This is a genomic window from Homoserinimonas sp. A520 (assembly GCF_054489245.1).
In genome coordinates this window covers 428,787-441,209 of the sequence record NZ_JBTMWX010000003.1, presented here as the reverse complement: position 1 = coordinate 441,209, position 12,423 = coordinate 428,787, and the positions used below count along the sequence as shown (strand labels likewise).

The window sequence follows — 12,423 nt, the reverse complement described above, 5'->3', positions numbered from 1 at the left end:
AAGAGTCAACGAACTCAAGGATTTACTGTGGCCAAGCCAGCACCGAACTCCCCCGTACCGGGCGGCTCAGCCGACCAGTCCGGTTACGACCTGAACACCGACAGCGCCCAGCGCACAGAAGCGGCTGCGGGAAAGGGAAGGCCGACGCCCAAGCGCAAGGAACGCGAAGCCGCGAACCTCCGTCCGCTGGTCGGCAGCGACCGCAAGGTAGCGAACAAGGCGGCAAAGGCGAAGTACAACGAGGCCAGGGACCGTGCCCGCATCGGCATGGCCAATGGCGAGGAGAAGTTCCTGCCTGCACGTGACAAGGGGCCCCAGAAGCGCTTCATCCGCGACTTCGTCGACGCCCGGTTCAGTGTCGGCGAACTGATGATCCCGGTCATGCTCGTCATCATCATCCTCACCCTGGTCGACAACTACGAGGTGCAGATCATCAGCATTCTCGGCCTGTGGGGTTTCTTCATCCTCGCGGTGCTGGACTGCGTGTTCGCCGGTTTCCAGGTCGGTCGCCGACTCGCCGCGAAGTTCGGCAAGGAGAACGTGCACAAGGGCTACCGCTGGTACACCGCCATGCGCTGCCTGCAATTGCGCCGGATGCGGTTGCCCAAGCCGCAGGTCAAGCGGGGGCAGTACCCGGCCTGATCCGGCTCAGCGGAGTCATCCGCCGGAACGAAGGCGCCGCAACCCCTTGTTGACCTGCGCAGCCCACAGCGGCCCGCGGTAGACGAAGCCGGTGTACCCCTGCACCAGGGTCGCACCCGCCTCGAGCCGTTCGGCGACGTCGCGGGCGGTCTCCACTCCCCCGACCGAGATCACGCACAGCTCGGCAGGCACGATACTGCGGATGAGTTTCAGCACTTCCAGGGATCGCGCAGCCAGCGGCGCACCCGACAGCCCGCCGGCGCCCATCTGCGCCACAATAGTCGGGTCGGTCGCCAGCCCGTCTCGGGAAATCGTGGTGTTGGTGGCGATGATCCCGGCCAGTGGCAGCTCGACGACGAGCTTCGCGATGCGCCGCACTTCGTCGTCGGTCAGGTCGGGCGCGATCTTCACGAGCACCGGTATCCTGCCTGCGGCGTTGCGGACGTCGCCGAGCAACGGGCCCAGCTTGTCCAGCTCCTGCAGGCCCCTCAGCCCCGGCGTGTTGGGTGAGCTCACGTTGACCACCAGGTAGTCGGCCACCGGCGCCAGCAACGTCGTGCTCTGCAGGTAATCGGCCGCCGCATCTGCCACATCGACCGCACGCGACTTGCCGATGTTGACCCCGATGACCGGACGGCTGCGGCGCTTGCGGGCACGTTCCAGCCGCGGGACGGCATCCGTGCTCCCGCCGTTGTTGAATCCCATCCGGTTGATGACGGCACGGTCGGCGACCAGCCGGAACATGCGTGGGCGGTCGTTGCCCGGTTGCGGCCTGGCCGTCAGCGTTCCGACTTCGACGTGGCCGAATCCGAGCTGCCACAGGCCCTGGATCGCCTTGGCCTCCTTGTCGAAACCGGCAGCCACCCCGAACGGTGAGGCAAAGCGCAAGCCGAGCGTTTCGACAGCGAGAGACGGATGCGGCCGGGTGAAACGGGCGATGAGCGTGCCGACCCGGGTCCAGGCCAGGGTCCGGATGAACCGGAACGCGAGGTTGTGCGCGAGTTCGGGATCCAGTCTGGTGAGCACGGCCTGGAAGAGTAGTCGATACATACGCTGATCAGGCTACCGGCATCCTCCTGCCGGACTGGCCCATTCGGTGGCGCTGGCTATATCGGTGGCGCTGGCCTATTCGGCGGCGCTGAGCGGCTCGTCGTGCTCCACCCGCAGCTGGGTGATTGCCGACTCGAAATCCTCGAGCGACTCGAAACCCTGGTACACGCTGGCGAATCGCAGGTACGCAACTTCGTCGAGTTCCCGCAGCGGGGGCAGGATTGCCACTCCGATGTCGTTGGCGTCGATCTGCGACGCCCCGGTGGCACGAATGGTCTCCTCGACCTTCTGTGCGAGCACCGCGAGGTCGGTGTCGGTCACCGGCCGGCCCTGGCAGGCCTTCCGCACACCGGCAACGACCTTCTCGCGCGAGAACGGCTCGAGCACCCCGTTGCGCTTGACCACGCTCAGGCTGGCGGTCTCGATGGTGCTGAAGCGGCGGCCGCACTCCGGACATTGCCGACGACGGCGGATCGACAGCCCATCATCACTGGTCCGTGAGTCGATGACCCGGGAGTCCGGGTGGCGGCAGAAGGGGCAGAACATGGTGACTCAACAATAGGCCACCGCCTCGGCGAAACCCTGACGACGCCCTGCCGCCCGGCCTCTCAACCTCTCTGCCTCTCAGCCGATCAGCCGTCGAATCGGGCGGTGACAGCTGCGGCGTGCGCCGGCAGGTTCTCCGCCGTCGCCAGGGCCACGATGTGGTCGCGAACCTCGCCCAAGCCCCGGCGGTCGTATCGGATGACCTGCTGGGGCCTCAGGAACGTGTACGCCCCCAGGCCCGATGAAAACCTCGCCTGCCCGCCGGTCGGCAGCACATGGTTCGATCCGGCCAGGTAGTCCCCCAGGCTGACCGGTGAGTGGTCGCCGACGAAGATGGCACCGGCGCTCTCAATACCCTCGAGCACCGCATCCGGATTCTCGGTGTGGAGCTCCAGGTGCTCCGGTCCGTAGGCATTGCTGAACGCAACGGCCGCAGGCAGGTCGTCGACGAGCACGATCGCCGATTGCCGACCACCCAGCGCCTCGGTGATCCGGACGCTATGGGCTGCTTCCGAGACCAGGGTGCGGAGCTCATCCTGCACCCGGCCTGACAACTCCGCGGAATCTGTCACCAGGACGGCGGAGGCGAGCTCGTCATGCTCGGCCTGGCTCACCAGGTCGGCAGCAACGAAACGGGCGTTGGCCGTGGCATCCGCGATGACCAGGATTTCGGTCGGGCCGGCCTCCGCGTCGATACCGGCCTGGCCGCGCACCAGGCGCTTGGCTGCCGCCACGAAGACATTGCCGGGGCCGGTGATGAGCTGAACCGGGTCGAGTCCGGCATCCGGAACTCCGTAGGCGAACGCGCCGATAGCGCCGGCACCGCCCATGGCGTAGACCTCATCGACACCGAGCAGCGCGGCGGCGGCCAGGATGGTCGGGTGAACCGAGCCCCCGAACTCCCGCTGGGGAGGCGAGGCCAGCGCGATCGAAGAGACGCCGGCGACCTGGGCGGGCACCACGTTCATCAGGACGCTCGACGGGTAGACGGCTTTGCCGCCCGGCACGTACAGGCCCACCCTGGCCATCGGGGACCAGCGCTGGACGACGTGGGCACCGTCGCCGAGGCGGGTCGTCACCGGGGCAGGCAGTTGGGCACGCGATGCGGCACGGAGGCGCTCGATGGCCTCCTCGATCGCCAGCCGGACGGTCGGGTCCAGTGCCGCCAGCGCGTCGCTGAGTTCAGAGGAGGCGACCCTCGTGCGGCTCGGTCGCACCCCGTCCAGGCGTTCGGCCTGATCGAGGAGCGCAACCTCGCCGCGGTTCCGCACGTCGGCGATGAGCTCCTCAGCGATGGCGGTCGCCGCGGAAACGTCGGTGACGGCTCTCGGCACCAGGGCGAGGAGCTCGGAACGATTGGGCGTGGCGCCTCGGAGGTCGATGGTCTGGATCATGGCTTCCACAACTTTAGCGGGATCATCAACCCAGGCAGCTGGGGCCGAGCAGCGACTTCAGCTCGCCGTAGAGGTCGGCGCTCACCGAGACGGGGTACGGCACCTCGAACATCCGCGCGCTCTCCCCCTTGATCAGCTTCAGCCTCACTTCGGTGTCACCAGAATGGCGGATGAGGGCATCGCTCAGCGCGGATACGACATCCGTCGTCGCCCGGAACTCCGGGAGCGAGATCACGAGCGGCCCGGAACCCAGCGATGCCCCGGTGTCCGGCGTGAACATGCTCACGGCGTGCAGATTCATCCCGTCGTCTCGCGCGCTCACCCGCCCCCTGACCACGACGATCGAGTCGTTGGTCAGCGCCGGCGAGAACTCCTGGTACGTCTTGCCGAGGAACATGACCGTGATCTCGCCGCCGAAGTCCTCGACGGTGACCATTCCGTACTGGTTGCCGGAGTTGCGGGCGGTGCGGTGCTGCACGCTGGTGATCAGCCCGGCCACCGTGACCGTCTCACCGTCCTGGGCGGCATCACCCGCGAGAAGGTCGGCGATGGTGGTGCTCGCGTGCTTGGCGAGCTGCAGTTCCAGGCCGGCGAGCGGATGATCGGAGACGTAGAGCCCGAGCATTTCGCGCTCGAACGCCAGCTTGTCGCGCTTGGCCCACTCCGGTCGTGGCGGAACCTGTTGTACGGTCTGTGGTTCGTCCCAGAGGCTGTCGAAGTCGAAACCGACCTGCCCGTTGGCTTCCGCCCGCTTGACGCTCACCGCTGCCTCGACGGCGTCCTCGTGGATCTCCATGAGCGCACGGCGCGTCGCCCCGAGCGAGTCGAACGCGCCGGCCTTGATCAGCGACTCCATGGTGCGCTTGTTCGCGACCGGGATCGGGACCTTCGCCAGGAAGTCGTGGAATGACTCGAACCGCCCCTTCGCCTCGCGGGCCCCGCGGATCGCCTCAACCACGTTGTGGCCGACGTTCCGCACGGCTCCCAGTCCGAAGCGGATGTCTTCGCCGACGGCGGCGAAGAATCCGATCGACTCGTTGACGTCTGGAGCCAGCACCTTGATGCCCATCCGGCGGCACTCGCTCAGGTAGATCGCGAGCTTGTCCTTGGAGTCGCCGACGCTGGTCAGCAGTGCTGCCATGTACTCGGCCGGATAGTGGGCTTTCAGGTAGGCGGTCCAATACGAGACCACGCCGTAGGCGGCGGAGTGCGCCTTGTTGAAGGCGTAGTCGGAGAACGGCAGCAGGATGTCCCACAGTGTCTTCACCGCATCCGTCGAATAGCCGCGCTCCTGCATGCCGGCGCTGAAGCCCTCGAACTGCTTGTCCAGCTCTGACTTCTTCTTCTTGCCCATCGCCCGCCGCAGCAGGTCCGCCTGGGCGAGCGTGAAGCCGGCCAGCTTCTGCGCAATCGACATGACCTGCTCTTGGTAGACGATCAAGCCATAGGTCGTGCCAAGCACGTCGTGAAGCGCCTCGGAGAGCTCCGGATGGATGTAGTCGATCTCCTGCTGACCGTTCTTGCGCAGCGCGTAGTTGGTGTGGGAGTCCGCTCCCATCGGGCCTGGCCGGTACAGGGCCAGCACGGCCGAGATGTCTTCGAAGTTGTCGGGCTTCATCAGCCGGAGCAGCCCGCGCATCGGGCCACCATCCAGCTGGAACACGCCGAGGGTGTCGCCCCTGGCCAGGAGGTCGTAGGCAGGCTGGTCGTCCAGTTCGAGGTCTTCCAGCACCGGACGGTGGCCACGGTTCGACTCGATGTTGTCGAGTGCGTCATCGATGATCGTGAGGTTGCGAAGGCCCAGGAAGTCCATCTTGATGAGGCCGAGCGCCTCGCAGGCGGGGTAATCGAACTGCGTGACGATCTGGCCGTCCTGCTCCCGCTTCATGATCGGGATGATGTCGATCAGCGGGTCGGACGACATGATGACGCCGGCGGCGTGCACGCCCCACTGCCGCTTCAGGTTCTCCAGCCCGAGGGCGGTGTCGAAAACGGTCCTCGCCTCCGGGTCGGTTTCGACCACAGAGCGGATGTCTCCGGCCTCCTTGTAGCGCGGGTGGTCCTTGTCGAAGATGCCGGTGAGCGGGATGTCCTTGCCCATGATCGGTGGCGGCATCGCCTTGGTGAGCTTCTCACCCATACCGAACGGGAAGCCGAGCACGCGGGACGAGTCCTTCAGTGCCTGCTTCGCCTTGATGGTGCCGTAGGTGACGATCTGGGCGACTCGCTCATCGCCGTACTTCTCGGTGACGTACTTGATGACTTCGCCACGGCGCCGGTCGTCGAAGTCGACGTCGAAGTCGGGCATGGAGACGCGGTCCGGGTTCAGGAAGCGCTCGAAGATCAGGCCGTGCTTCAGCGGGTCCAGGTCGGTGATGCCCATCGCGTAGGCGGCCATCGACCCGGCACCGGAGCCACGGCCTGGGCCGACGCGGATGCCGTTCCGCTTGGACCAGTTGATGAAGTCGGCGACCACCAGGAAGTAGCCGGGGAAGCCCATCTGCAGGATGACGCCGACCTCGTAGTCTGCCTGCTTGCGCACGTCAGCGGGGATGCCGGTCGGGTAGCGCACGTGCAGCCCATTGTCGACCTCCTTGATGAACCAGGTCTCCTCGGTCTCGCCGTCCGGAACCGGGAAGCGCGGCATGTAGTTCGCGCTCTCGTTGAATTTCACGTCGCTTCGCTCGGCGATCAGCAGCGTGTTGTCGCAGGCCTCCGGGTAGTCGCGGAACAGCTCACGCATCTGGCTGGCCGACTTGAGGTAGAACTCGTCCGCGTCGAACTTGAACCGGTTAGGGTCGTCCAGGGTCGACCCGGACTGCACGCAGAGCAGGGCGGCGTGGCTGGTCGCGTCGTGGGCGTGCGTGTAGTGCAGGTCGTTGGTGGCCAGCAGTGGGAGGTCGAGCTCCTTGGCGAGCCTCAGCAGGTCGCTCATCGCACGGCGTTCAACATCGATGCCGTGGTCCATGATCTCGCAGAAGAAGTTCTCCTTGCCGAAGATGTCACGGAATTCCGCTGCCGCCTTCTTCGCCTCCTCGTACTGGCCGAGGCGGATGCGCGTCTGGATCTCGCCGCTGGCGCATCCGGTAGTCGAAATCAGGCCTTCGCCGTATTGGGAAAGCAGTTCGCGGTCCATGCGTGGCTTGAAGTAGTAGCCCTCGATGGAGGCCCTGGAGGAAAGCCGGAACAGGTTGTGCATGCCCTGGGTGGTCTCCGAGAGCAGTGTCATGTGGGTGTATGCGCCGGAGCCGGAGACGTCGTCCCCTCCCCCGTTGCCCCAGCGCACCCTGGTCTTGTCACTGCGATGGGTGCCGGGAGTGAGGTAGGCCTCGGTGCCGATGATCGGCTTGATGCCGGCCTCGGTCGCCGTCTTCCAGAAGTCGTAGGCACCGAAGACGTTGCCGTGGTCGGTGACCGCAACCGCCGGCATTCCCTGCTCGACGGCAGCCGCAATCAGCGGCTTGACCCTGGCTGCGCCATCGAGCATCGAGTATTCGCTGTGCACGTGCAGGTGCACGAAGGAATCTTTGCTGGAAGGCACTGCTCTCCGTCTAGCCGAGGGTTGAACCGGGTGGAGAGTCCAGCTTAGATCGTCGCCGGGCGATGACCGCTCAGAGCGCGCGGAGAAGCGTTTAACTGGCGCGGAGAATGGCTAATGCATGTTGCAGATCGGCTGGATACTCCGTCTGGTATTCGACCGGTTGGTGGGTTCCCGGATGCACGAAGCCCAACCGAACGGCGTGCAGCCATTGCCGGCCAAGGCCGAGTCGCTCGGAAATCGTCGGGTCCGCGCCGTACATGGCATCGCCGACGCAGGGGTGGCGCTGCGCAGCCATGTGCACCCGGATCTGATGGGTTCGGCCGGTTTCCAAGCGGATCTCGAGGAGGGAGGCGCTGGGAAACGCCTCGAGCGTCTCGTAGTGGGTCACCGAAGGCTTGCCATCCGCCACGACGGCGAACTTCCAGCTCGACCCGGGGTGTCGACCGATCGGGGCGCCGATCGTGCCGGTCAGCGGATCGGGATGGCCCTGCACGATGGCGTGGTAGGTCTTGTCGACCTTGCGGTCGTGGAAGGCCCGCTTGAGTTCCGAGTATGCATGCTCCGACTTGGCGACGACCATGAGGCCGCTGGTGCCCGCGTCGAGCCGATGCACGATTCCTGCGCGCTCCGCCGCACCGGAGGTGGCAATGCGGTAGCCGGCACCGGCCAGGGCGCCGAGCACCGTCGGCCCGGTCCACCCGACGGAGGGGTGGGCGGCAACGCCGACCGGTTTGTCGATCACGATCAGGTCGTCGTCGTCGTGCACCACCGTGAGCTCAGGAACGTTCATCGGCACGATGACCGGTGCCTGCTTCGGTTCCCAGGTGACCTCGAGCCAGGCTCCCGCGCGCAGGCGATCCGACTTCGCCAGGCGAACACCGTCAGCGCTGACGCCGCCAGCCTCGATGACTTCGGCGGCAAAGCTGCGGGAGAAGCCCATGAGCTTGGCCAACGCGGTGTCGGTGCGCTCCCCCGCAAGGCCGTCGGGCAACGGGAGGCTGCGTGTCTCCATAGTCGCTACTTTGCTTCCGGCACGGCGTCAGGGTCGCCGGCTGCTTCTCGGGTGCCATCGAGGCGAACACCGCGGACCGAGAGGATGATGAACAGCCCCATGCTCGACACGATGAAGATATCGGCGACGTTGAAGATCGCCGGGAATCCCCACACCTGGATGAAGTCGACCACGTGCCCCAGGCCGAAGCTCGGCTCCCGGAACAACCGATCGAGCAGGTTGCCCAGGGTACCGCCCAGCAGCATCCCGAACAGCACCGCCCAGGCCAGGGACTTGATCCGGTGGGCGAACAGGATGATGAACACCGTGACGGCGGATGCCGCGATGGAGAAGATCCAGGTTGACCCGCTGGCCAGTGAGAACGCCGCCCCCGAGTTCTTGACGAACACGAATTGCAGCAGTTCCCCGATGACCGGGTTGTGCTCTCCGGCGCTCAGGTTGCTGACGACGAGGAACTTGGTGAACTGGTCAGCACCGAGGACCAGCACGGCGACTACGGCCAGTGAGGCTAGCGCCCGAACGTTGATCCGGTGACGCCCGGTGTTCCCCGACTGCGCGACCGGCTCAGTTTCCGCCAAAGCCCTGGTAGCTGGCTGGCGGAGGCGTCGAGGTCCCGGGAGCGGTGAAACCACCCGAACTCGCGGCACCTGAGCTCGCACCGGCACCATGCGGGGTACTGCCGGTGTTCACCGGTGCGGCGTTCTCCAGCTCCTGCAGCTGCTCTTCGATGTAGCTCTTCAGCTTCTGGCGGTACTCGCTCTCGAAGGTGCGAAGTTCTTCGATCGCAGCCTCGAGGGAGGCGCGCTCCTTCTCGAGCGCACCGATCTGCTCGCGCTGCTGGGCTTCGGCTTCTCCAACGACTCGTGCCGCCGTCGCGTGGCCCTCTGCGATGAGTGCGTCGCGCTTCTCGATACCTTCACGGACGTGCTCTTCGTGCAGGCGGCGGGCGAGCTGCAGCAGGTTGTTGGTGCTGCCGGCGTCGTCGAGTCCGGGAGTGGCGCCGAAGCCGGTCTGAGCCGGTGCCTCCGGCTGGGCCGGCTGCGCCGCGACGGGCTGGGCGACAGTGTCGGCCGGAGCCGGCTGGGCCTGCGCGGTGGCGGAACCACCACTGCGTTGCAGTTCGGCAATCCGCGAGTCGCTGGCGATGAGGCGCTGGCGCAGCTCTTCGTTCTCCTGGTTCAGGCGTCGCAGCTCGACAACGACCTCGTCCAGAAAGTCATCGACCTCGTCCTGGTCATAGCCCTCGCGAAATTTGGTCGGCTGGAACCGCTTGTTGACTACGTCTTCAGGCGTAAGGGCCATTCTCGTCACCTCAAAAAACTTTCTGATAAATCATGGAACGTTAGGAAAACGCTAGCAAAGTTGACTGCGTTCAGGAATTGCACCCTGCCCACAGGTCAAGGCTACAGCGTACATTCCGGTTACCGGATACTCCCAGTCAGAATAATCAGGACTATCACCACTAGCATGACGATGCTCCAGGCAAAGTCGAGTGCCATACCGCCGGCCCGGATGGGCGGAACCAGCCGGCGAACGAGCTTCAGGGGCGGATCGGTCAGCACATAAGCGACCTCGGTGATCACCAGCACGAACCCCTTCGGGCGCCACTGACGGTTGATCACCTGCACGATATCGACGATGAAGCGCAACCACATCACCAGCAGGTAGATGAGCAGCGCGGCATACAGCACCGCCGCAACGGTCGAAACGATCACCCGGCTAGTTCTGGGTGAAGAACGACGCCTCGACGTCGGACTCTGCCGCAGGCTGGTCTCCGCTGACGGCAACGTGTGCCGGCGACAGCAGGAAGACCTTCGATGTGACCCTCTCGATCTTGCCGTACAGGCCCTGGGAGAGGCCGCTGGCGAAATCGATCAGTCGACGGGCATCCGGCTCGCTCATCTGGGACAGGTTGATGATCACCGGGACGCCTTCGCGGAAGCTTTCGGCGATCACCTGGGCGTCTTTGTATTGACGCGGGTGGACCGTGAGGATCTCATTCATTTCAGTGGGTGCCGCGCTTCGTGTGGTGGTCGGCCTGCGGAGTGGTGTCACCGGAGCCCTGGATGCCGAACCCTGCTGCGACACGTGCTGCGGGGACTGGGCCTGGTGAACGGGGGCAACGGGAGCCACCGGAGAGTTGTCCTGATAGTCGAACTCTTCGTCGGCAAGCCCCAGGTAGACCATGGTCTTGCGTAGTGGGTTTGCCATTTGTTTTGCCTCCTGGTGGTGAACTTCTGGTTCGAGATTAACCCGGGGTGGTGCGGTTTCCGGTGATTGCGGAACCAATCCGGAGGTGTGTCGCACCTTCCAGGATCGCCTCCCGGAAGTCGCCGGACATGCCCGTCGAGATGGATCCGGCTTCCGGGTCCAGGGTTCGCAGCCGAGCGGATGCTGCGCGCACCCGCTCGAAAGCCCGGCGCGGTTCTTCGCCGATCGGCGCAACGGCCATCACGCCGCGCAGTCGAAGGCCATCGGCGGCCTTCACGCGCTCTGCGATCCGGAGCAGGTCATCGGGCTGAACGCCGCCCCTGCCCGGGTCGTCGGTGAGGTTGAGCTGCACGAAGCCGTCGATGACCACGCCGGCCGCGCCATCAGCGAGTGCCAGCGCATCGATGACGGACTCACGATCGAGCGAATGGACGACGCTGGCGTACGACCGCACCTGCCTGGCCTTCTTGCTCTGCAACTGGCCGACGAAATGCCAGACCAGGTCGAGGTCACCGAGTGACGCGGCCTTCGCCGACGCCTCCTGATGGCGGTTCTCACCCACGTCACGCACTCCCAGTGCATGCAGTTCCCGCACGAGTTCCGCAGAATGGAATTTCGTCACCACGATCGTCGTGATCTCGGATTCCGTTCGCCCGGCCTCGCGTGCGGCATCGGCTATGGCAGCCCGCACCGCCGTCAGCCGATCCGCGAGGGGGCCGCCTGTCACTTAAGGCCCGTCACTTCAGGAAGTCGGGAATATCGAGGTTGTCATCGTCTTCATCGAAGACGGGATCCGCTGGTGCCTTCGGGAGTTCCGGCTCGCCGCTCCAGGCCGGGGTGGCTCCTTCAGCTGCAGCCGACGGTGCCGCGACCGAGACGAGTTCGTTGTCGGGGTCGACGTACGTCGAACGGTGACCCTGCTTCTTGACGATCGGCTCGCCGCCGTCGAACCCGGCAGCGATGACGGTGACCCGGACCTCGTCGCCCAGGGTGTCGTCGATGACGGCGCCGAAGATGATGTTCGCCTCCGGGTGCACGGCTTCCTGAACCAGCCGGGCAGCGTCGTTGATCTCGAAGATGCCGAGGTTCGATCCGCCCTGCACGGAGAGCAGCACGCCGTGTGCGCCGTCGATGCTCGCTTCCAGGAGCGGTGATGCCACCGCCAGTTCGGCAGCCTTGATCGCCCTGTCGGCCCCGCGGGAGGATCCGATTCCCATCAATGCCGAGCCGGCGCCCTGCATGACCGACTTGACGTCAGCGAAGTCGAGGTTGATGAGGCCCGGAGTGGTGATCAGGTCGGTGATGCCCTGCACGCCGGCGAGCAGTACCTGGTCGGCGGTGGCGAAGGCCTCGAGGAAGCTGATGCCCCGGTCGCTGATCTCCAGCAGCCTGTCGTTCGGCACGACGATGAGGGTGTCGACCTCGCTCTTGAGCGCAGTGATCCCCACCTCGGCCTGGGCAGCGCGACGCTTGCCCTCGAAGCCGAACGGCCGGGTCACGACACCGATGGTGAGCGCGCCGATCGACTTGGCGATCCTCGCGACCACCGGGGCGCCACCGGTTCCGGTTCCGCCGCCCTCTCCCGCGGTCACGAACACCATGTCGGCGCCGGCCAGGGCCTCTTCGATCTCCTCGGCGTGGTCCTCGGCTGCCCGACGGCCTACCTCGGGGTCTGCCCCGGCACCGAGTCCGCGGGTAAGTTCGCGTCCGACGTCGAGCTTCACGTCGGCGTCGCTCATCAACAGTGCCTGCGCATCCGTGTTGATGGCGATGAATTCAACGCCTCGAAGGCCCAATTCGATCATGCGGTTGACCGCGTTGACGCCGCCGCCGCCTATGCCGACGACCTTTATCACGGCTAGGTAGTTCTGGTTTGCTGACATTGCCGGCCTCCGCTGCCAAATATGAGTTCCCAATGCTTGGGGCTGCCCCCGACTTTCAACCTCTACTAGAAGCTTAAAGTTATGCTCAGTATGTATTTCCTGCTCTGAAAGCTAAGCTGCCGACCCGCGACCTGCCCTCAGGCA

Annotated in this window: 12 protein-coding genes; 1 reads left to right on the top strand and 11 read right to left on the bottom strand. The window is 65.5% G+C overall.

The annotated features are described in order from the left end of the window. The first annotated feature begins 27 nt into the window (after positions 1-27). Positions 28-642 (top strand): DUF3043 domain-containing protein, encoded by a 615-nt coding sequence (locus ACX3PH_RS10795; RefSeq protein WP_459092299.1) that lies wholly within the window; start codon positions 28-30, stop codon positions 640-642. 15 nt (positions 643-657) lie between these two features. Here the strand turns inward: ACX3PH_RS10795 and ACX3PH_RS10790 are convergent, their stop codons facing one another. From ACX3PH_RS10790 to ftsZ, 11 genes are all read right to left on the bottom strand, one after another. After that, entirely contained in the window at positions 658-1,692 is a 1,035-nt protein-coding gene (locus tag ACX3PH_RS10790; protein WP_459092297.1) for a quinone-dependent dihydroorotate dehydrogenase, read from the bottom strand. Positions 1,693-1,767: 75 nt separating this feature from the next. Next, complete coding sequence (gene nrdR, locus ACX3PH_RS10785) at positions 1,768-2,238, bottom strand: transcriptional regulator NrdR (protein WP_459092295.1); 471 nt, start codon at positions 2,236-2,238, stop codon at positions 1,768-1,770. A gap of 86 nt (positions 2,239-2,324) precedes the next feature. Next, complete coding sequence (gene hisD / locus ACX3PH_RS10780; RefSeq protein ID WP_459092293.1) at positions 2,325-3,632, bottom strand: histidinol dehydrogenase; 1,308 nt, start codon at positions 3,630-3,632, stop codon at positions 2,325-2,327. A 25-nt stretch (positions 3,633-3,657) separates the two neighbouring features. Continuing rightward, the gene (gene dnaE / locus ACX3PH_RS10775; protein WP_459092416.1) at positions 3,658-7,119 is read right to left on the bottom strand and encodes a DNA polymerase III subunit alpha; all 3,462 of its coding nucleotides are present in this window, start codon (positions 7,117-7,119) and stop codon (positions 3,658-3,660) included. A 145-nt stretch (positions 7,120-7,264) separates the two neighbouring features. After that, entirely contained in the window at positions 7,265-8,185 is a 921-nt protein-coding gene (locus tag ACX3PH_RS10770) for an RluA family pseudouridine synthase (RefSeq protein ID WP_459092291.1), read from the bottom strand. A gap of 5 nt (positions 8,186-8,190) precedes the next feature. Beyond that, positions 8,191-8,763: a signal peptidase II gene (gene lspA, locus ACX3PH_RS10765; protein WP_459092289.1), complete on the bottom strand. Its 573-nt coding sequence runs from the start codon at positions 8,761-8,763 to the stop codon at positions 8,191-8,193. After that, positions 8,750-9,487: a DivIVA domain-containing protein gene (locus tag ACX3PH_RS10760; RefSeq protein ID WP_459092287.1), complete on the bottom strand. Its 738-nt coding sequence runs from the start codon at positions 9,485-9,487 to the stop codon at positions 8,750-8,752. Before ACX3PH_RS10760 ends, lspA begins: the two co-directional genes overlap by 14 nt. 119 nt (positions 9,488-9,606) lie before the next feature. Beyond that, positions 9,607-9,900, bottom strand: coding sequence for a YggT family protein (locus ACX3PH_RS10755; RefSeq protein WP_459092285.1), 294 nt, complete (start codon positions 9,898-9,900; stop codon positions 9,607-9,609). 4 nt (positions 9,901-9,904) lie between these two features. Next, positions 9,905-10,396: a cell division protein SepF gene (locus ACX3PH_RS10750; protein WP_459092283.1), complete on the bottom strand. Its 492-nt coding sequence runs from the start codon at positions 10,394-10,396 to the stop codon at positions 9,905-9,907. Positions 10,397-10,433: 37 nt separating this feature from the next. Beyond that, positions 10,434-11,123: a YggS family pyridoxal phosphate-dependent enzyme gene (locus ACX3PH_RS10745; protein WP_459092281.1), complete on the bottom strand. Its 690-nt coding sequence runs from the start codon at positions 11,121-11,123 to the stop codon at positions 10,434-10,436. Between the two features lie 10 nt (positions 11,124-11,133). After that, positions 11,134-12,279 (bottom strand): cell division protein FtsZ, encoded by a 1,146-nt coding sequence (ftsZ, locus tag ACX3PH_RS10740; RefSeq protein WP_459092279.1) that lies wholly within the window; start codon positions 12,277-12,279, stop codon positions 11,134-11,136. Positions 12,280-12,423: the final 144 nt, after the last annotated feature.

Excerpts from the sequence above, each read along its gene's own strand:
- nrdR (WP_459092295.1), bottom strand. The coding sequence starts at position 2,238 with ATGTTCTGCCCCTTCTGCCGCCACCCGGACTCCCGGGTCATCGACTCA.
- dnaE (WP_459092416.1), bottom strand. The coding sequence starts at position 7,119 with ATGCTCGATGGCGCAGCCAGGGTCAAGCCGCTGATTGCGGCTGCCGTC.
- ACX3PH_RS10770 (WP_459092291.1), bottom strand. The coding sequence starts at position 8,185 with ATGGAGACACGCAGCCTCCCGTTGCCCGACGGCCTTGCGGGGGAGCGC.
- hisD (WP_459092293.1), bottom strand. The coding sequence starts at position 3,632 with ATGATCCAGACCATCGACCTCCGAGGCGCCACGCCCAATCGTTCCGAG.
- ACX3PH_RS10790 (WP_459092297.1), bottom strand. The coding sequence starts at position 1,692 with ATGTATCGACTACTCTTCCAGGCCGTGCTCACCAGACTGGATCCCGAA.
- ACX3PH_RS10750 (WP_459092283.1), bottom strand. The coding sequence starts at position 10,396 with ATGGCAAACCCACTACGCAAGACCATGGTCTACCTGGGGCTTGCCGAC.
- ftsZ (WP_459092279.1), bottom strand. The coding sequence starts at position 12,279 with ATGTCAGCAAACCAGAACTACCTAGCCGTGATAAAGGTCGTCGGCATA.
- ACX3PH_RS10760 (WP_459092287.1), bottom strand. The coding sequence starts at position 9,487 with ATGGCCCTTACGCCTGAAGACGTAGTCAACAAGCGGTTCCAGCCGACC.